The sequence below is a fragment of the Nostoc sp. genome, assembly GCF_036919675.1.
Lineage (GTDB): Bacteria > Cyanobacteriota > Cyanobacteriia > Cyanobacteriales > Nostocaceae > Nostoc.
In genome coordinates, this window is the sequence record NZ_JBALCP010000063.1 from 14,107 (window position 1) to 34,010 (window position 19,904).

The window sequence follows — 19,904 nt, forward strand, 5'->3', positions numbered from 1 at the left end:
TGTAGTAAGGGTCGCTTTCACGATTTATAGGATAACTTAACGCTCGTTAGAAAATTTTGTTAAGCTGCTAGATACTAAATCTTGTTCAATTTGTCGTTTTTTGGTGTCATAAAAATAATTATTAGGTTCATTTTTAGTATTCACACCATTGATGACTATCCCTAACACCTTCTGACCTGACTGAGTTAAAAACTCTTTAGCTGAATTCGCACTGTTAAGGTCAACCACTCCAGGACGAACAACTAATAAGATACCGTCAGTCAGGGTACTTAAAACAGCAGCATCTGCTATTCCTGATAGAGGAGGAGTATCAAAAATCACAAAATCATAATCTCTCCCGAAGTCACTAACTAATGTTGCCATCCGTTGAGAATCTAGCATTGCTACTGGATTGGGAGGCAAAGCTCCAGAAGTAAGAACCTCAAGATTAGGCATCACTTCTTGCACAGCTGCATCTAAAGAAACTTGACCAACAATGACATTACTTAGTCCCATTGTATTTGTTAGCCCCCAGATATGATGCTGTATGGGATGACGCATATCTGCATCCACCAATAACACCCGACGCCCGGACTGAGCCATAGTTACAGCTAAATTTGCAGATACGTCAGACTTTCCTTCTTTGGCAACGGAACTTGTAACTACAATGCTTTTGAGCGGTTTATCAGAACGGAGGAACTTCAAGTTCACTTGTAGTATTTGGTATGCGTTACCAAGAGGGAAGTAAGGAATATCTCTGCCAATGATTTTGGGAATAGCTCTATCAAGTCCTGCTATAGAAGAATGATCTTTACCATTTCTACCTTGTGTGGGAATTACTCCCAAAACACTGTATTTCAAGACTTCTTTGGCTTCTTTGACAGTTTTCACCGAGCGGTCTATCAAGTCTAAACTAAAGGCGACAATGATACCTAAGAAAAGACCAATTCCTCCTCCACCAACAATAAACAGGATTTTGCGAGGCCCTTCTCCTATTTCCGGGATTAAGGCATAGGAAATGACACGAGCATTAGGAATCTTTTGGTTCTGTGCAATATCAATTTCTTGGCGTTTGTTTAAGAGCGTTTCGTAAGTTGTTTGAGCTGCTTTCAGCTTCCGTTCTAGTTCTCGTTGATTCTGTTCTAGCCTTGGCAAATAATTTGCTCGTTTGATGTAAGCATCTTGCTGTCGCTGGAGTGTGCCAATTTGTCTTTCTAGACCAACGCGGTCTGCCTGAGCACGAGTAATATCTGCAATTAGGCTTTGCCGCAGTTGTCCAACCTGTAAACTTCCCTCTGTTACCTGCGCTGTACCAGCGACTTGTGCTGTCCGCTGTTTTAGCAAGCTCTTAAGAGCTACGACTTTTTCTTCTAAGCTAGTAATTGTAGGGTGTTCAGGTTCAAAACGGGTACGCTCTAGTGCCAGTTGGCTTTCTGTTTCTTGGAGTTGGGCAAGCACTTTTTGAACTCCAGGTGCTTGACTCAATTCAGATGCGATTACACCTTGCTGTGAATCTACCTGAGCTTCACTGCCTAACTGTTCTAAACGACCTTTGACATCATCTAGTTGAGCTAATGCTTGAGAAATTTGGTTTCCTAACTTGGAAATTGTATCGACTGCTGCGGTTGCTTCTTGTTCTAGGACAACAACTTTATTCGTTTCTTTAAATAGCCGCAGTTTTGATTCGGCTCTTCTGACAATTTCTTCAGCTTTGGGTACTTCCGTTACAAGAACCTCTTTGGCTGTCCGCGCTTCATTCTGATTAGCCTTGATATTTAGGTCGATATAACTGTCGATAACTTCATTGACGATTTTGGCAGCTAGTTCCGGATCACCGCCTTGATAAGAAAGTTGTACAACATCAGTGCCTTTAATTCCTTCTATTTTTAGTTGTTTTGCCAAGCTGGGAATCGAGAGTAGTTTCCCTTGACTATCTTTGAGGTTGAGGGAATTAATTGTTTTCTCAATCACTGGATTTGATCCAATAACTCTCACCTGAGTTTCCAGGGGATTGTCGTTCATATTCAGAGCTTCTAGGCGTCCTATGTCTTCTGGTAAGCCTGTGAGTGAGGAAGAGCGATTTGTTTTAATCATCAAACTTCCTTCTGCCTTGTATGAAGGTTTTTGTGAAAATGCATACAAGCATCCAAAGGTAACAGATATGGCAACAATTCCGACTAGAGGTAGCCAACGGCGTTGAAAAACTTCTAAGTATTTCTGAATATTTACTTCTTCAAAGTTGGGCAAAGATTCCATCGTCATATATATGCAAATTTTTATAAAAGAAGACTATTTCCTTACAGCAGATTTTTCTCAGTATTTTCCTGGCAGTAGCACTGTAGCCAACTTCGCGATGGTAATATTTGCGTTGATTGTCAGCTAATGCCTTTTTACTGAGGTTGTTCAATAGGTGAAGTAAACTAATAGTTTGACAAGTCGCGATTTTAACTTAGATTGCTTGATATTATCCTGAGAGCAAAACAGGATAACTAACAACTTTCTCCATGTTTAGTGGATTTCTATTTTTTGGATTAACTTAGTTTTGTGTTACTAATGATGCAAGTATTGATTAATAATCTAATACTCAACATCATATTATGTAAGAACACTGAATTTGATAACTTTACAAAAAATTCATAGAACATGCTAGTATATTCGCTGTCGATTTACTGATTTTGAAAAGACAAGAGGAATTAATTACTTAAGGGTAAGGAATAGAACCATTGTGCCAGCTACAAGCAATGGAACAACTTCAGAGATAGGCTTTGTCCAGTTAAAGTAGACACTTGGAAAGACTGGATGGATATTTATGTAAGCTGCTTAAAAGCTTTCAGGAACAATTAATTATTGCTCTGAATAATGGTCAATCTTGGGAACGATAGGGGACTGGCAATATTAAGATTGTGTGATTTTAGTATTGAACTTGTAAAGACTTGCTATCAGTTTAATTTGCCCAGGCTGGTGAAAGACTTTTTTTGATTTTGCTTGAGGTGTGGAAATTACAACACAGTGAGCCTTCCAAAATTTATCTAATATTGTATCATAAATGTAACCTGATAGTAATATATAGGATAAATAAACGGCTAGTAAGTCAGTTGGGACAATAAAACCAAACTATGTTAATAAAGATAAACTAGGCTACAACCCTCTTTTCGCCTGCCTCTTTAAAGTTTGATAGCCGGAAGCTGGCGCTCGAACTTCTCTCTGCCTCCCGCCTTGTGCCAACAACAAATTTTTACGCCTACCTAGCTATTAATACGCCTAACAGAATATGAGTTAGTAAGGTTGTAGCAGGAAGCAGATAACAGGCGAGTATCAAATTACGATGTGGTTAGAGCATGGATTGCTCAACTGCCTCCTGCCAGACAAAAGTCTACATCTCACTAAACTTCACTATATTTTTAATGAAGTTTAGCTATACTTTTTACTACCTGTGTTAATCTGAAGGACTCAAACCAGGCTGCTATTTTTTCGTTTCTGTATCTAGCCAATTGTAATTATTAAACTGATATTAAATGTTAAGAAATTGAATTATGAAATCCTCTTCCATCATCTTAGTCGTTGTGATTAGCGCACTTACTCTCTCTCAGAGTGCCTATGCTAACCAAGAGAATGTTCCCATGACAACAGGCGATGCTCTGAAGGAGCCGTTTCAGGATCGCAATCAGGCTGGAGTTTTATTGACGGAACCAGCCACGATTAACACTACATGGAGTAATTTTATCGGACAGACTAATAATCCAAAACAAACTGCTGAATCAATTTCGCTAGTGCGAGAGCGAGGATGCGAAAAAATCAACCCGCTTGAGTTGATCAATAACCCAGAGGCTTTCTTTAAGCAATGTCAGAAACCAACAAATACCCAAAGTTCTCAAAGTAGTGAGCCAATTGAGTATCTCAAGGTTCCCAAACTCGATTCTGGTATTAGTGTGACAGTCACTAAGTTTTGATATAATAACTTTTTTAACAAGAGATAACTAATTCTTGGTAGTGTAATTTATCTAGATAATTTCCGCTAATACATGGATGAAATATTTATGCTGGCTGCTTTAGCTCAAAGCAGAAAAGCTTTGCCGGAATGTTTACCCAACCCACCAGTAGGCTGTGTGATCGTAGATGCCCAAGAGATAGTAGCTCAAGGATATACACGGACACCAGGAAAACACCATGCTGAGGCTGACGCACTTAACCAGATTCAAGACAAAGCTTTCGACTTCTTGAAAATGTATGTAACTCTTGAACCTTGTTCTTTTCATGGACGCACACCCGCATGTGCTTTAGCGATCGCCCAAGATCGGCGGATACATGAAATATATGTATCTATAGTTGATCCAGACCCCCGTAATAATGGTCAAGGATTAGACATTCTCATAAAAGCAGGAAAGACAGTTAATGTCGGGTTATGCGCCAATGATGTGAATGCTTTTCTTAACGAATATCTAATAAGGTGATAGTTGAAGAGTTAGATTGAAATTGCAATGTAGTACCATTTTCCCAAAAATCTTTGCAACAAGTCAATCATCTATATGGATGCATAACTGTGTAATTGTGTCAATTGAAGCTGAAAACTAGTAAGAAAGAAAGCTTTAAGATGTTGTCTCCTTAAGAGTCTCAGATGATTTCCGACTTATTAAAGAAGTGGGAGATATTGTCCGTTTAAGTATGCTGCATAACAACCAACCACCCACCTCTAAACGTAAATCTTTTCGCTTAAATTAGGATATTAGTGGCGATCCGTGGGTGTTGCTGTCTTGCCAAGTATTATCCTTGATGTTAATGTGACCACTGTTACTACTTTTAGTCCAGAAAATGTCTCCAGGAGTAATTACATTGATAATACCGCACTCGATGCAGATGTCTGCGTGCAAGTATCACACAAGTGCAATTGTCACAGATATCCACCTCTTTGTCATCCTAAATCCCTGATTACAAGTATTTACCAGACTCTTAAAGAAAGCTGTTCTTGAGCAGGGGCAGCAGGAGAAGGACTTTCTTTGATATTTAACGATCGCCCGCTACGTACCCGGCTTCAGATGATTGGATTATCTAGCAAAATATTAGAGGTCAACAAATGGACATTTTATATTTAATTAATTCCCATTGAATGAGAATTCTCTGGAAGTATAACCAGACTATTAACATTTAAAAAAATAAATTACTGATGGCTTAACTATTGGAAATTACTTTAAGAGTTACTGTGATTAATTTATTTCTTAGCTAATTAAATCATTGTCCGGCAAACTTTTTATTTTTTTCATGAACTGCATTGAATAATTAAAATAAATATAATTCGGGTTTAAAAATATGCAAGAATCAACAATAAAGGAGTGTAATTACTTCAAAGGATATCTTGATGATCCTTTAGGTAATTGATTTGTGACTGGTGATGATGTTAGTATTAAGGGGTGGGTTGATTTTGGGTTTATTATCTCCAACAATTGACTTGTAATGTATCATAGACCAGAATTCATCAGTATTGCCAATTGATTGATTAGCAGTGTGAAATGGCTATGGGTCTGAATATCTAGACTTGATACCAATAAATTGATGAGGTTACAGAGGAGCAAATAACCATGAGCAACTTAACATCTCCACATACCGAAGTTCAAAAAACGAAGAAAAAAAGTTTAGCAGCAGATAAAAAACCTCGAGCTACAGATGATATTGTGCGTAGTTATCTGCAAGAGATCGGGCGTGTAGATTTGTTGACTCGCGAACAAGAGGTTATTTTTGCCCAACAAGTGCAGCAGATGATGATTTTACTAGCTGCTAAGGAAGAATTGGGTGTGAAATTAAAGCAGGAACCCACGCTGCAAGAATGGGCAGATCAGGTGGAGTTAAGCGTTGAGGTGTTAGAGCAACAGCTAAATTTAGGACACCAAGCCAAGCAGAAAATGATTCAGGCTAATCTCCGGTTAGTGGTAGCAGTAGCGAAGAAATACCAGCACCGCAACCTGGAATTTATGGATTTAATTCAAGAAGGTACTTTGGGTTTAGAGCGAGGGGTCGATAAATTTGATCCGGCTCTTGGTTATAAGTTTTCTACCTACGCTTACTGGTGGATTCGTCAAGGAATCACACGAGCGATCGCTCAACAAGGACGGACAATTCGCTTACCTATCCACGTCTTTGAGAAACTGAACAAAATTAAACGGGTGCAGCGAGAATTATCTCAACAGCTAGGTCGTGTTCCCACGACTGCTGAAATTGCTAAGGCGTTATCTTTGACACCCAGCCAAGTTCGAGAGTGTTTATACTTAGCCCGTCAACCCTTCTCCCTAGAGGCGCGAGTTGGTGAACAACAAGATACAGAATTGCAGGACATACTGGAGGATGATGGCCCTTCTCCGGAAGACTATGCCGTTGAAGAATCTCTCCACCAAGACTTACAAGACTTGTTGGCAAAGCTGTCTCCCCAGCAGCGAGAAATATTAACCTTGCGCTTTGGTCTGAGTGATGGATATGAACTTTCTTTAGCACAGATTGGCGATCGCATGGGTATTAGTCGAGAACGGGTGCGTCAGATTGAGCAAAAAGCTCTCAGTCTCCTCCGCCGCCAAAAAGAACAAGTACGTAGTTATCTAGCTAGTTGAGGTTATTTTTTCACAATTTAGAGCATTTAAACTCAGGAAGTCACCAGAATGGCTATATAAAATTCAGTCATTTTAGGGGTAAATAAACCTAAATAATCTCTCAAAGATTTGATATGGGCACATCAAAGACAGTGCAACAATTGCAAGCACAATGGGTGAGTTCTGAAAATTTTTGTCGTTATGGACAGGTAATTTTTGCAAGTCTTGATGGCAAAGCTTACGATGGGGAAGATGCCCAGTTAAACCTGCAAAACGGGATTCCACGATTTTATATTATGCGATTGGAGCAGAGAGGGCGAAAGTTTGATAAAATTACTCGCCATGTCCAATGCACTCAATGTCTGGGTTCTTTGTCAGGGAAAGATTGGTTAATTGCAGTTTGTCCTCCTGATAATGATCAGAATGAACCAGCATTAGAAGAGATTGCTGCATTTCGCATTCCAGGAAATTGTTTTATCAAGCTACATGAGGGTACTTGGCACGCTGGCCCCCATTTTGACCATGAAGCTGTGGATTTTTATAATTTGGAATTAGCTAATACAAATGTAGTGGATCATTTCACTCATGATTTTTTTAAGAGTCATCAATTAGAGTTTGAGATGGTATAGGTGAGATTGGGTTTAATTAGAGATTTTCAAGAAATAAATTATTCAAAGAAACAAACCACTCCAGACGCAGAGAACACAGAGAGGATTTTTGCATCTGTTTTGGGATATTTTTATTTGGAAGTCCCTTAGAGGCATAAACTAGTTATAGATAGCAGTGGTTATCTTAGACTTGCGATCGCTATTTTCATTTCATGTCTAATAGCGCTTCTGGGTTGAGTTCAATATAGACCTAACAAGAACAGCCCCTTCCTTTGCAGGAAGGGGAGTAAGTCTTAAAGTCAGGAGGATGGTTAACCCAAGGCGGACTTTAACTCACTTTCTGCTTGTTCCAACGCTTCTGGTAATTTACTCGGATCACGTCCGCCTGCTTGGGCTAAGTTCGGTCTTCCACCGCCACCGCCACCGCAGATTTTAGCGATCGCACCGACAAATTTACCAGCTTGCAAACCTTTTTTGTTTACTTCTTGACTAAAAGCTGCAACTATGCTGACCTTATCGGCTTCGGGAATAGAACCCAGCACCACTGCACCTTTACCGATTTTTTGCAGCAAGCGTTCGGCTGCGGTTTTCAAAGATTCTGGATCAACGTCTTCTAATTGGGCGACGATAATTTTATAATCGCCTACAGTTTCGGCTGTTTGCAACAAGCTGTCAGATTTTGCGATCGCTAACTGTACCTTCAAGGTTTCCAGTTCCTTCTGGCTGGTTCTCAGTTCGCTTTGCAGACTTGTGATTCTATCTGGTAGTTCTTCGGGTTTAACTTTAAAGCGATCGCTCAAATCTTTAACTACTTTATCCCGAAGGTCGAGATAATCTAGGATTGCCGGCCCCGAAACAGCTTCAATGCGCCGCACCCCAGAAGCTACACCAGCTTCTGAGATAATCTTGAACACGCCAATTTCAGCAGTATTACTGACATGGGTTCCACCACACAGTTCCATTGATACGCTAGGGAAGTCAATCACCCGCACTTCCTCGCCGTATTTTTCGCCGAACATGGCAACAGCACCCCTAGCTTTCGCCTCTGCTAAAGGTAATACTTCCACTTTTGCAGCATGTGCTTCAGCAATCCAAGTGTTCACCTGTTCCTCAATTTGTTGCACTTCCTCTGCTGTCAACGCGCGGGGACAGTTGAAGTCAAAGCGCAATCTGTCAAAGGAAACTAGAGAACCAGCTTGAGATATGCCATCATCAACAATTTTCTTCAACGCCGCTTGCAACAGGTGCGTTGCGGTATGGTTAGCTTGGGCACGACGCCGACAAGCCGGATCAATTTGGGCTGTAACATGATCACCGACGCGCAGTGTACCGCGTTCGATGCGTCCGAAGTGAACAAAGAAATCAGATTCTTTCTTCATATCTTCCACCCGGACTAGAATACCATCACCAGAGATATAACCGCGATCGCCGATTTGTCCCCCGGATTCAGCATAAAATGGCGTTTTGTCAAGGACAATTTGCACCTGTGTTCCCGCTTCTGCTTCCTCTTGGGAAACACCTTCTACCAATATCGCTTCGACTTTCGCAGTCGCCGCAGGTTGGGTATAGCCTAAGAACTCCGTGGCTTGGATGTTTTCTGCTAATTTGTCGAGGGAACCTTGTACAGTTAAATCGATGGTTTCATGTGCTGCTTTGGCACGTTCCACCTGCTTTTGCATTTCGGCATCAAATCCGGCTTCATCGACTGTCAGATGATTTTCCTCGGCAATTTCTTGAGTAAGTTCCAGGGGAAATCCGTAGGTGTCATAGAGGGTAAATGCGCTTTCACCGCTAATTTGAGTGTTCCTTTGCTGTTTTACCTCTTGGATGATTTCTTCTAGGAGTTTTTCGCCTCTATCCAGAGTTCTGAGGAAATTGGATTCTTCCCGTTCCAACTCAGCTTTAATTGCTGCTTCCCGTTGGCGCACATTGGGGTAAGCTGATTCAGAAAGAGCGATCGCAGTTTCGGCAACTTGGGTAGTAAATTCGCCAGAAATCCCAATTAATCGCCCATGACGCACCACGCGCCGAATTAATCGCCGCAGCACATAACCCCGTCCCACGTTGGAAGCGCGAATTTCATCGGCGATCATGTGGACAACAGAACGAACATGATCACCAATGACTTTCAGAGAGACTTTGGTTTTTTCGTCGCTGCTGTGGTAGTCAATCCCAGCAATTTGCGCTGCTGTTTGGATAATTGGGAAAATTAGGTCAGTTTCGTAGTTATTGGGCACTTTTTGGAGGATTTGCGCCATTCTCTCCAAACCCATGCCGGTGTCGATGTTCTTGTTTTGCAGCGGCGTTAAATTGCCTGACGCATCCCGGTTATATTGCATGAAGACGAGGTTGTAAAACTCGATGAACCGGGAATCGTCTTCTAAATCTATATTTTCGTCACCGCGTTCTGGGTGGAAGTCATAATAAATTTCTGAACAAGGCCCACAAGGCCCAGTCGGCCCAGATACCCAAAAATTATCATCTTCGCCCAGGCGTTTAATTCTCGCTATCGGCACACCGATTTGATCACGCCAGATACCAAAAGCTTCATCATCTTCTTTAAAAACGCTGACGACGAGATTTTGGGGGGAAAAACCAAAGACTTGTGTGGAGATTTCCCAACCCCAAGCGATAGCTTGTTCTTTAAAATAATCACCAAAGCTGAAATTGCCCAGCATCTCAAAAAACGTGTGATGCCGTTTGGTGCGTCCGACGTTTTCGATGTCGTTGGTACGGATACACTTTTGCGAAGTCGTAGCCCGCTTAAATTCTGATGTGCGTTGCCCCAAGAATATCGGCTTAAATGGTAGCATCCCCGCGATCGTCAGCAGTACGGTTGGGTCTTCTGGCACGAGGGAGGCACTTGGGAGAATTTGGTGTTTCCGTTGAGCAAAGAAGTCGAGGAATATGTTGCGAATTTCGTTACCGCTTAGGTACTGAGGATTTGAAGACATGGGTGTTTTTAACTTTAGACTTTAGACTTGGGCGTAGCAGCACTAGGTAGGTGTATTTTCATAAATAGCTTTATATATTCTTGCATTTTGTTTCATATTAGTGCTAGCGAATTGTAGCGGTCGATAAGCCATATACAGTTATTGTGATGCTTTTACACCACTACCTTACTTTAGTAGGATGCGCGATCAGATTTTGATGGTTAAGATTAATCCTTAAGAAATGATTTAAAATTTCCATAATTAGGTAACAAATGGCACTAAAACTAAAGGTATCAAATATTACTTGTGAGGGATATGCAGAAACAATTACTGAATCCATCCACGTTATGGAACCTGAAGCCAAGGTGGATGTCGATGTTAATGCTAAAACTGTCACGGTAGAATCCGCAGCTTCTGAGGAGTCAATCAAACAGGTAATTGTTGCTGCTGGTTACGCAGTTAAAGGTTATTGATCTAATTCTAGCTTTTCACAAAAGTTTAGATTTTAATATCTCAGGCTACACTAACAAAATTTTTTTATATTTTTCCGCCCTTTCTCCAAGCGGAATCGAACTTAATATTCCCACATTAGGGGCAGGTTTTGACATGGAGTTTTTATTTAGCTTTTTTCTAGATTTATGATGTTGGGGCAAATTAAAAAAGATGTGAATTAAGTAGACAAACACAGATAAAGGTTAAGTAGAGACATTTTTTTCTCCTTCTAACACATTGTGATACTTGGGTTCAGACCTTATTTAGATTGGAGATTTTTTATGGTATCAATTCGATCTGTAATCGTAATGATGTCAGTGGCAGAAAGCTACTTACCTTAGTGTGAGTGGGTTTTGCTACCTATTTGATTAACGTTTTTATACAACTCAATCCCTACCTTGATACTTGATAAAAGCCGATTCATTAAAGAAAAAGGCTGAAGTGTTCTATGGGTAATAATATTTTTAAGTCAATGAGAAAATATTGGCTTTCATAATTTATTTATTTTTCTTTATAGGAATAAAATTTGTGGACTAATGTGACAGTTATTACAAACTATTTATTTTGGTAATTACCTCAGTAAAATAACACTTAAGAAACTACTGTAAGGGTTTTTGGACATGTAAATAATATTCAGTAGTTTTACTGATTTAAAAATATTCTGTAAAGAAGACATTAGTTGTCAGAAGTGAAGCTTTTAGAAAGTCTAGTAATAAATGTCAAGTCTTAAAAGGATATTGAACTTGGAAAGTTATTGTGAATTTAGTGTTAAAAAAACGAGATATCAAGAAACATAACTCAGTTAAAAATATCATATTTAGTATTAGGCAACAATCTCAACAAGTTTTACTAAGTTAATCTCTTGAAAATTTAAATATGATAAAAAATAAAGCAAGGAATATTTCTATTCTGGTCTTTGGAAAGAATAACTTTAGCGCCACACTTCCAGATCAGATCCGTTATGCGACTACTTTTAGTGTAGAAGTTATAGACAATCTTAATCAGGCAGTGTCGCGGATTCAAATGACCCCCCCCGATATAATATTTGTGCAGGCTAGCCTGGATGGCAGTATGAAACTGTGCAGTTGGTTGAAAAAGCAGACAAAACTATCCTGGATATACAGTATTCTGTTTGAGGATCGTCCCCAGCAGCTTACTGATAGAAATAAGTATGGTTGGCAAAGGGAATTGGAGATGAGTGCTGCGGCATTAAAGCAAGGAGCCGATGCTTATATTTGGTATCTTATTGAAGAAAAAACAGACTATACCTTAGCAGAGTTGACCGCTAACCATGGCCTAATACTTGCTCAATTAACTGTTGGCTTGCGGAAAGCGCAAAAATACCAAGATTTGATTCGGACAAATGATATGTTATCAGCGATCGCCTTAGCCGATTCCTTGACAGAATTAAAAAATCGTCGCGCTTTAGCATGGGACTTACCCAGACAAATTAAAACAGCTAGGACTGAAAAAAGTTCCCTGAGTTTGATTATTCTGGATATAGATCATTTCAAGAAAGTTAACGATACTCACGGGCATTTAGTAGGCGATCGCGTCTTGCAGTTGCTATGTCAGCGTCTGCAACACAATCTGCGCTCTCAAGACACAGCATTCCGCTATGGTGGCGAAGAATTCGTGATTCTTCTGGCTAACACTACCGACGACGAAGCACTATCAGTAGCCCGTCGTCTCAATCGCTTAGTCAGCGACGAACCATTTGCACTCAGCAATAAACTGACAATTAATATCACCATTAGTCTGGGCACAGCCTGTCTGCAAGCTGAGGATGATGATCAAGGAGAGAGTCTGCTGTATCGTGCTGATCAATGTCTATTACAGGCTAAAACTGCTGGGCGTAATCGGGTTATTAACTCGAACTACGTATCTAATGTCTCACGTTTGAAAGCTGTTTCTTCGTGAACTACTTACTCCCCACTTCCTACTCCTAACTCAACATGACAATCTTCTACCGAAGTGCGTTGTCGCATGGCATTAACTAAAGCCTCGTAGCTAGACCAATTTTCTTGCAGTAGGGTTTTTGCCTGGAGGGTATGAAACCGCAGTTTCTGCTGATAAACTGATTCAGAAAAGCCTAAAATTGTCAATACTCCTATCAGCTTGTTTTTATCATCAGATCCACCTTCAGCATTATTAAAAATTAGGGTTTCAGCAGCAATACCCGCCATCCAAACAGTGCAGTAGCGGTCTAGCATTTGGGCACTGATTTTACCCACTTTTAGTTGAGATGCTAATTCGCCATCATCAAAGCTAACGCCGCCTTGCCCAGATTGCCCCTGTTTCCAGGCTTCCCAAGCGCTGAGAGTATAGCCAGTAACGGGAATACCTAACAGGTAAGCAACCAAAAAATGTCCTGCTTCGTGGTGGACGATGCGATCGCGGTGTTCACTTGAAAAACCCGCAATCCAATCTAAAAAGATAGTACCACCCTTGCCTTGCAAGCTGAAACTATCTAACGTGGCTATGCCTAAGATGGTGAAGGTAGCAAGTGCCGGTACTGCTGGCGATAAGTTTAAGAATGGCCCCAGCAGTACCGATAGGGTCATGAGAAAGATAGATATTGCAACTAAATTTAGACTAGTCTGGCTCATTGAGAGGTTTCTGAGAATCTGCTTAATCTTTCTTCATTATGAGGCGATCGGACACCTTCTGTATCAACTGTCTTTACAAATCCCTTGACGACGTAATTTCCCGCACTGGCATTTGACTAGAAGTGAAGAACTTTTACAAAAGTTTAAGAAATTACAACTATCTAAAACTAGGGCTTGTTACCAATAGCATAAGCGTGTAAATTAATACTAGTCAACTTAATTAGATATTTCCCAAAACAGCCATAGATTTTAGATATTTTTTTATTAGCAATATGCTCGTGGTTTTGAGTTGATAAATCGGTAATTACATTTAAAAGTAGTCTGGCTGATCATGAGGTGAGATTAGCTACAAAAGGAATGTGATTAAACAATACTGCATTTACTAAGAATAACTTCTAGCTCATTCTATATCTGCTCAAGTTATTGGCGCTTTTGGTAAATCCACATCTTTTCAGCCTGACTTTGTTCCAGAGTTTCGTTGTGAGCTTTTTCCTCTATAAATTGAGATGCCAGTAGATGGATTCTGACATCGCGCCCACAGACTTCTCCTATTTTTTCTAAAACTTTCTGCTTTTATGCTTCAGAAATTTGAATTTTTCCATTTAAAGTATCCTCTGAATGATATAGCCTATCGAAACCTTTTTTGGTCACTTTATTTATTTGACTAATAGAGTGCTTAATTTTTACTATTCCACTATCAAACGTCAAAAATATCGCATCTATTAAAATGGAATGTGGGTAAGATTAGTTTTAAAGTTAAATAATGCGTATTTGTAGCCTTGAAATCAAAAATTTTCGTGCGATTACTGGTCTTAAGCTTACAGACTTGGGCGAGGTTGTTGTTATTGCTGGGCCAAACGGCTGTGGGAAGTCATGCGTTTTGGATGCAATCCGACTGTTAAAGTCATTCTATGGAGGTTATCAGGAGAATGAGTTGCAACAGTGGTTCAATGAATTCCAACTTAATAGGAGTAGACAAGAAGATATCTTATCTCTGTTTCAAGATAAGAATCAGCCACTAGAAGTAGTTGTAGAGATTTTGCTATCTCCTGAAGAAAATAAGTACCTTTTAAATGAGGCAAATAAGCTGTTACAAGATAATGCAAGTAGTCTCCTACAAAATCAAATTTGGCAGGGGGTCTCACTTCAACCTTGGCAGGGGGGATTCACCAATGTACAATCCCTGGCAATGCAACAACGCATATACACGCCTATTGTAGAACAGCGTACCAGAGAGACAGTTTCATCTCTGATTAAGGATTTAAAGCAGACTTCTCACGTTGGCCGTATCAGAATACAGCCTGATAGTAGTATAGAAATAGCACCATCACAAATTCTTGAGCTTGTATTCGGCAATTATAAGCCCCAGCACATTGGCATCATTGATTATCATGGAGCTGGTAGAAATTACGCCCGTGAAAAAATTAGCGCAATTAACCTCAGTCTTGAGTCGAATGAACAGCAATTGCGGCAACATACACTCTACAACTACACAAACAAATATTTAAACTTGAAGGCAGAAATGGCTTCAGGCTATATTCGTCAACTTCTTGCGAAAGAGATTAGTACAACAGGTGGCAAAATTGATACGCTAACTAATACATTAAAAGAACTGTTTACAACTTTTTTCCCTGGTAAAGAGTTTTTAGGAGCGCAAGCTGGGGCTGATGGACAGCTCCTATTTCCTGTCCGAACGACCTCTGGTGCCATACATGATATCAATGAGCTAAGTTCTGGTGAGAAGGAAGTTCTCTACGGCTATCTGCGTTTACGGAACACGGCTCCTCGGAATTCTGTACTTCTAATGGACGAACCTGAACTTCACCTAAATCCACGCCTGATAAGTGGTCTAGCATCTTTATATCACAAGCATCTTGGAAAGCCATTAGGAAATCAGTTATGGTTAGTTACGCATTCTGACACTCTTATCAGAGAAGCCGTTGAGCGTGATGACTTCCAAGTATTTCATATCCAACCGCCTAGCAATTTGGACAGTAAAAATCAGGCTACGGTAGTTAAAGCAAATGAAGATGTTGAGCGAATAATTATTGACCTCGTTGGAGACCTTGCAGCTTACCGCCCAGGTGCCAAAATTGTAATTTTTGAAGGTGGAGGTAATACTGAGTTTGACCGTTGGATGGTTAGTCAGCTCTTCCCAAAATTTTCAGATGCAGTCAACTTTATATCAGGTGGTAACAAAAGGCGAGTTGCAGACCTTTACGAAGTACTGGAGAATGCGCGGCGTGCTGGTCATATCCCTGCAAAGTTTTACGCCGTAACTGACCGCGATACAGATGAGTCAGATGTGGTAGAAAATTCCAATCGTATGAGTTGGGATGTTTACCATATTGAGAACTATCTCCTCGAACCACATTTCATTTTCCAAGCTCTTCGGGATATAAATGCCTTATGTAAGGAAGTTGTGACGGAGAAAGATATTGATAAAAAACTTACGGAGTTCGCCTCTGAGATAATTACTGATATGGTTACACATCGGTTGCGTAAGTACGCAAATCACCAACTTAAAAACAAACTCGGTCTTGGTTTTGATCCAAGTATCCAATCTGTAGGATCTGAACTTGCAAAAGCAGTTGCTCGATGCCATGATAGCATTGAAAAATTGACTTTAAATGAGCTTTCTGAAAAACATCTTACTGACCTTGAAACACAATATCGCTTAGAAGCAACTACATCTCTTGGAAATGGCACTTGGCGTATAAATTTCCGTGGGCGCGACATTATAAAGCGCTTTGTAGGAAAATTTGGGCAAGGCATTCCTTATGAAAAGTTTCGAGATTTGATCTTAGCTCGTATGCGTGATAATAATTTTCAGCCAGCAGGCATGAAGCAAATTGCTGATCGGATAATTGCCGATCATTAGGATTTGAAGGTTTAATTCGGAACGCACAGTTACAACTCCTTCCCTGCACTCTCGGAAATTTCTCTACTGTGATCGCCAAATTGTAATAGACGGGACGCTTGAATGTTTGGAAACTCAAGGGTATTAATTTTGAGCAGGGTTCACACCTTTGATTGAGAAGCGCTATCGAGGGAATTGAGGATTACTCATGAAGACGCTTTCTAACTTGAAAACTGCCTGTTTAGATTCCTTCGGATATAAAATCACTCAAATACTACTGTCCTATTACCATAGACTAATACACGATTTTGTAAGTGTGATCGCACCGCTCTTGCTAATACAACTCTCTCCAAATCTTTGCCTTTTCTCACCAGATCATCAACTTCATCACGGTGACTGACTCGCACTACATCCTGTTCAATGATTGGGCCTGCATCTAAATCAGCAGTGGCATAATGCGCCGTTGCCCCAATAATTTTTACCCCACGTTCAAAAGCTCGGTGATAGGGATTGGCTCCGATAAAAGCTGGTAAAAATGAATGATGAATATTAATAATCTGCGGAAATTTATTAATAAAATCTGCACTAACAATCTGCATATATTTCGCCAATACAACTAAATCTATTTTGTACTGGCGGAGTAATTCTAATTGTTGGGCTTCTTGTTCTGATTTATTGTCTTTAGTGATGGAAACGTGCTGGAAGTCGATATTAAATTGTTCTGCAACTACCTTTAAATTAGAATGGTTACTAATAATTAAAGGAATTTCAGCCACAAATTCTTTAGCGCGTTGTCGCCAAATTAAGTCAAATAGACAATGGTCTTGCCGACTTACCCAAATAGCAATGCGTGGTATTGTATCAGAAAAACGTATTTCCCACTTAGCGTCTAAAGGTTGTGCGAGCACTTCGTGATGCTTCGCAAACGCATTAAAAGCAGGTGCAATAAATTCTCGCGGTAAATTAAACCCATCTAACTGCCATTCAATGCGAGTAAGGAATAACCCAGCAGCAAAGTCTGTATGCTGATCTGCATGGATAATATTACCACCATTAGAATAGATAAAATTGGCAATTTTTGCCACTAGTCCCCGTTGATCTGGGCAGGAAATCAGCAATGTTGCTGTCGGATTTGTCATAATAAATTATAAAAAATAGTGAGATTTAAAGTGTCAACTTAACGTTAAATCAGCGGTTCAAAACCGCGTCTACACGAAACTTTACCCACTTATCATGCGGGAACGCCAAGGACAAACGTAAGTTTCAAACCCTCAATTTTTCCTTAGTCGGCGGGGGCAGACTTTGCCTGTGTAGCCGCTATCCTCATTTACCATTTGTCGGAGTTGGTAAAGGGGTGCTGAGTCCAGGTAGTTTCTGACTATTATCTACAGGTTGCTTCCACTCTGATAGTTCACGATTCACAGCATTTGCAAAATCTGTAGATACTAACAACACATTTATATTCCCATCGGGTTTAGCAGCAGAGTCAGCTTGAGCATACAAGAAACGTCCGTTAAAGTTAGATTTACCTAAAATCAATTGATGGCTTTGTCGGTTTTTCAGGATGATATTGATAGTGGCTTGAGGTTGATCTAAGGCAAATTCTCCAAGCTCTTTTACTGGAGTTGATAAAGTGCGATCGCTCTTACCTTTGACCAACAAATCCATCAAATAAGAAACAATAGCATCATTTGCTGGTCCCGATATCGGAGATTTGATTAACCACTTGGGGTTACTAGATTCAGAGCTACGTTCCAGATTCAAGGTGAGTTTTTTTGTCTTGACTGTTAGAGACTGCACATCATCTTCTGCAAAAGAGAAAATTTGCTGCTTTTGCTCGTTGATTTCTTCTCGCACAGTCGCACCCCTAATTTCATAGAGGTAAACAAAACCACCTAAACCCAGCGCTAGCAGTATCAAAATTAAAGTCGTTCGTGGCAATTTCATTTTTTAATCATTGGGCACTTGTAGTGAGCATCTCGGCTTCTCTACGAGACGCTCTTGCGTTCGCTCGATGGAGCCGGCGTCGTTGGCGCAGCCTCTCCAAGAGTTGTATTGAGCATGGGGTATTGGTGAAGAGTTAATATTTATAACTCCTGTACAGACGCGATTAATCCCGTCTCTACTCCTAACTCCTGTACAGACGCGATTAATCGCGTCTCTCCTTTCTTACCTTCGTTTCCACCAAATAATAACTGCGATCGCAAACCCAATTAAGGGTAAAACTAACAGAGATGACAATATTAAAAGATTGGCTTGTGTGGTTGTCAGGGTTATCCGACGGTTTTTCGGTTCTTTGGGGCGAATGGAAAGGGGTTGCTTTTCCTGCTGACTCAGCCAAGTAACTGAGTTGAGGAATACATCTCCATTTAATTGCTGTTGAAACAAGCCATCAGTGGCGAAATTGGAATTTCCTAAAACCACTAACCGGGACTCAGTAGCTGTTTGAGATGAGGGAGTGGGGGAAGGAGTGGGAGCAAGAGGAGCAGGGGAGGCAGGGGGAGTGGGGGAAGCCTTGCTTTGAGTGGTTGGTGATGGTAGGGGTGAAGGTATCGGGGCAGCTTGGGGAGTGGAAGCAGATTTAACTGCTTTTCTTGTTAAGGCTACGCCTAAGGTTAGAGGCCCTTTCAAGTCTTTATCTGCATTAAACTCCAATTTTTCGCTTTGGAGGTCGCTTTCCGCCCAGCTTTTGGGATAGGGTTTGGTTCGCAGCAGTGGAGTAGCCTCAACACCAGGCACAGAGCTAATTTCCAGGGGTCGGGCAATCGGATAAAAAGAATTGCCGTTACGGAAATCTTTGGTAATCGGATGTTGTCCGTATTCTGTGACTAAGGGCGTAGCAGGGCCAAGTCCCACGACACTTTCGCCAGAGACATCGACCGCTAAACGATTATCCAGACGAACACCCCACTCTTGTAGCAAGCTGTCAACTTTGGGATCGGTATTAGGATCAATCATCAGCAGTAAGTTACCGCCGCGATTAAGATACTCTTGTAAGGCTTTGACTTCGCCTTCAAACAGCCCTCGCTTCGGGCCAGCCACGATCACGACAGCGGCATCTTCAGGAACTTTGGAAGTTTCTCCTAAATTCAGCGGTGATGTTGTGAAATTTTTGTCGCCTAATCCCTGAATTGCTTGTGATATTGCACCTTTACCAGGCGAAAGTTGGCGTTCGCCATGACCTTGGAGTAAGTAAACTTTGGCTGTGCTTGAATTTGTTAGTTGTTGCAGACGACTAGTTAATCTGACTTCCGACAGGCGTTCATTTTCATTTACTGTTTGCACTAATTGCCGCTTATCCCCAGATTCTAAATAAACTTCCCCATAATCTTTAACGCCAAACTTTTCTGCAAGTCCTGGTCTAGCTTGGGGGTCGATGTACTCATATTTAAATTTTGAGCTTTGCCGTTGATAATTTTCTAGTAATTCTCGGTCTTGGGGATTCTGGTTAATATCAAACACCCACACCTTAACTGGCTGTGGTAAAACCCTCACCAATTCCCGTGACTGGGGCGCAAGGGTAAATAATTGAGTTTCTGTTAAATCTGCCCGCAAGTGGTAGCGAGTTCCCAAAAAGTTAATCAATCCCAAAATTGCCAACACTGCTAGAGTTGCTACTAGAGCATTAGTCCCAGCTTGGGTAGAACGACGCCTCCACCAGTTACTCTGGTAGCTTTGCCATATTACCCCCAATCCACTGATCACAATTCCCGCAATCAGAAATGCTAATGGAATTAGTCCCCACTGTTGAGAGACTAACCCAACTGTTAAGCCGACAGTAATTAGGAACGGGCCCAACCAAAACAGATATTTCCACAGTTTCTTTTTTGCAACTATCTTCATATTCTTAA

Annotated in this window: 13 protein-coding genes; 7 read left to right on the forward strand and 6 right to left on the reverse strand. The window is 40.8% G+C overall.

The window, feature by feature from the left end; translation table 11 throughout:
- Window positions 1-36: 36 nt before the first annotated feature.
- Window positions 37-2,241 carry a GumC family protein gene (locus V7K49_RS13175; protein WP_335205914.1) on the reverse strand — a complete coding sequence of 735 codons (2,205 nt, stop codon included), beginning with the start codon at window positions 2,239-2,241 and terminating at the stop codon, window positions 37-39.
- Between the two features lie 1,271 nt (window positions 2,242-3,512).
- Between V7K49_RS13175 and V7K49_RS13180 the strand changes: the two genes are divergently transcribed.
- The 4 genes from V7K49_RS13180 (at window position 3,513) to V7K49_RS13195 (ending at window position 7,180) form a co-directional block, all read left to right on the forward strand.
- Window positions 3,513-3,929, forward strand: a complete 417-nt coding sequence (locus tag V7K49_RS13180) for a hypothetical protein (protein WP_334870887.1) — start codon at window positions 3,513-3,515, stop codon at window positions 3,927-3,929.
- An 87-nt stretch (window positions 3,930-4,016) separates the two neighbouring features.
- Window positions 4,017-4,430 carry a bifunctional diaminohydroxyphosphoribosylaminopyrimidine deaminase/5-amino-6-(5-phosphoribosylamino)uracil reductase RibD gene (locus V7K49_RS13185; protein ID WP_334870889.1) on the forward strand — a complete coding sequence of 138 codons (414 nt, stop codon included), beginning with the start codon at window positions 4,017-4,019 and terminating at the stop codon, window positions 4,428-4,430.
- Window positions 4,431-5,552: 1,122 nt separating this feature from the next.
- Window positions 5,553-6,572 (forward strand): RNA polymerase sigma factor, RpoD/SigA family, encoded by a 1,020-nt coding sequence (locus V7K49_RS13190; RefSeq protein ID WP_334870891.1) that lies wholly within the window; start codon window positions 5,553-5,555, stop codon window positions 6,570-6,572.
- A 113-nt stretch (window positions 6,573-6,685) separates the two neighbouring features.
- Window positions 6,686-7,180 (forward strand): ureidoglycolate lyase, encoded by a 495-nt coding sequence (locus V7K49_RS13195; RefSeq protein ID WP_334870893.1) that lies wholly within the window; start codon window positions 6,686-6,688, stop codon window positions 7,178-7,180.
- Between the two features lie 290 nt (window positions 7,181-7,470).
- Here V7K49_RS13195 and alaS read toward each other — a convergent pair whose 3' ends face one another.
- The gene (gene alaS, locus V7K49_RS13200) at window positions 7,471-10,113 is read right to left on the reverse strand and encodes an alanine--tRNA ligase (RefSeq protein WP_335205916.1); all 2,643 of its coding nucleotides are present in this window, start codon (window positions 10,111-10,113) and stop codon (window positions 7,471-7,473) included.
- A gap of 251 nt (window positions 10,114-10,364) precedes the next feature.
- On the opposite strand from alaS, the gene V7K49_RS13205 reads away from it, so the two are divergent.
- On the forward strand, window positions 10,365-10,565 hold the full coding sequence (locus V7K49_RS13205) for a heavy-metal-associated domain-containing protein (RefSeq protein ID WP_335205918.1): 201 nt from the start codon (window positions 10,365-10,367) through the stop codon (window positions 10,563-10,565).
- A gap of 895 nt (window positions 10,566-11,460) precedes the next feature.
- Window positions 11,461-12,504: a GGDEF domain-containing protein gene (locus tag V7K49_RS13210; protein ID WP_334870899.1), complete on the forward strand. Its 1,044-nt coding sequence runs from the start codon at window positions 11,461-11,463 to the stop codon at window positions 12,502-12,504.
- A 5-nt stretch (window positions 12,505-12,509) separates the two neighbouring features.
- Here V7K49_RS13210 and V7K49_RS13215 read toward each other — a convergent pair whose 3' ends face one another.
- Complete coding sequence (locus V7K49_RS13215) at window positions 12,510-13,193, reverse strand: ATP-dependent Zn protease (protein WP_335205919.1); 684 nt, start codon at window positions 13,191-13,193, stop codon at window positions 12,510-12,512.
- A gap of 763 nt (window positions 13,194-13,956) precedes the next feature.
- On the opposite strand from V7K49_RS13215, the gene V7K49_RS13220 reads away from it, so the two are divergent.
- Entirely contained in the window at window positions 13,957-16,074 is a 2,118-nt protein-coding gene (locus V7K49_RS13220; RefSeq protein WP_335205921.1) for an AAA family ATPase, read from the forward strand.
- A gap of 242 nt (window positions 16,075-16,316) precedes the next feature.
- Here V7K49_RS13220 and purU read toward each other — a convergent pair whose 3' ends face one another.
- The 3 genes from purU to V7K49_RS13235 form a co-directional block, all read right to left on the reverse strand.
- A complete protein-coding gene (purU, locus tag V7K49_RS13225) occupies window positions 16,317-17,192 on the reverse strand; it encodes a formyltetrahydrofolate deformylase (RefSeq protein WP_335205922.1) in 876 nt (291 codons plus the stop codon).
- A 184-nt stretch (window positions 17,193-17,376) separates the two neighbouring features.
- Complete coding sequence (locus tag V7K49_RS13230) at window positions 17,377-18,000, reverse strand: DUF4340 domain-containing protein (RefSeq protein ID WP_335205923.1); 624 nt, start codon at window positions 17,998-18,000, stop codon at window positions 17,377-17,379.
- 222 nt (window positions 18,001-18,222) lie between these two features.
- The gene (locus tag V7K49_RS13235; protein ID WP_335205924.1) at window positions 18,223-19,896 is read right to left on the reverse strand and encodes a GldG family protein; all 1,674 of its coding nucleotides are present in this window, start codon (window positions 19,894-19,896) and stop codon (window positions 18,223-18,225) included.
- Window positions 19,897-19,904: the final 8 nt, after the last annotated feature.

Excerpts from the sequence above, each read along its gene's own strand:
- V7K49_RS13175 (WP_335205914.1), bottom strand. The coding sequence starts at position 2,241 with ATGACGATGGAATCTTTGCCCAACTTTGAAGAAGTAAATATTCAGAAA.
- V7K49_RS13180 (WP_334870887.1), top strand. The coding sequence starts at position 3,513 with ATGAAATCCTCTTCCATCATCTTAGTCGTTGTGATTAGCGCACTTACT.
- V7K49_RS13185 (WP_334870889.1), top strand. The coding sequence starts at position 4,017 with ATGCTGGCTGCTTTAGCTCAAAGCAGAAAAGCTTTGCCGGAATGTTTA.
- V7K49_RS13190 (WP_334870891.1), top strand. The coding sequence starts at position 5,553 with ATGAGCAACTTAACATCTCCACATACCGAAGTTCAAAAAACGAAGAAA.
- V7K49_RS13195 (WP_334870893.1), top strand. The coding sequence starts at position 6,686 with ATGGGCACATCAAAGACAGTGCAACAATTGCAAGCACAATGGGTGAGT.
- alaS (WP_335205916.1), bottom strand. The coding sequence starts at position 10,113 with ATGTCTTCAAATCCTCAGTACCTAAGCGGTAACGAAATTCGCAACATA.
- V7K49_RS13205 (WP_335205918.1), top strand. The coding sequence starts at position 10,365 with ATGGCACTAAAACTAAAGGTATCAAATATTACTTGTGAGGGATATGCA.
- V7K49_RS13210 (WP_334870899.1), top strand. The coding sequence starts at position 11,461 with ATGATAAAAAATAAAGCAAGGAATATTTCTATTCTGGTCTTTGGAAAG.
- V7K49_RS13215 (WP_335205919.1), bottom strand. The coding sequence starts at position 13,193 with ATGAGCCAGACTAGTCTAAATTTAGTTGCAATATCTATCTTTCTCATG.
- V7K49_RS13220 (WP_335205921.1), top strand. The coding sequence starts at position 13,957 with ATGCGTATTTGTAGCCTTGAAATCAAAAATTTTCGTGCGATTACTGGT.
- purU (WP_335205922.1), bottom strand. The coding sequence starts at position 17,192 with ATGACAAATCCGACAGCAACATTGCTGATTTCCTGCCCAGATCAACGG.
- V7K49_RS13230 (WP_335205923.1), bottom strand. The coding sequence starts at position 18,000 with ATGAAATTGCCACGAACGACTTTAATTTTGATACTGCTAGCGCTGGGT.
- V7K49_RS13235 (WP_335205924.1), bottom strand. The coding sequence starts at position 19,896 with ATGAAGATAGTTGCAAAAAAGAAACTGTGGAAATATCTGTTTTGGTTG.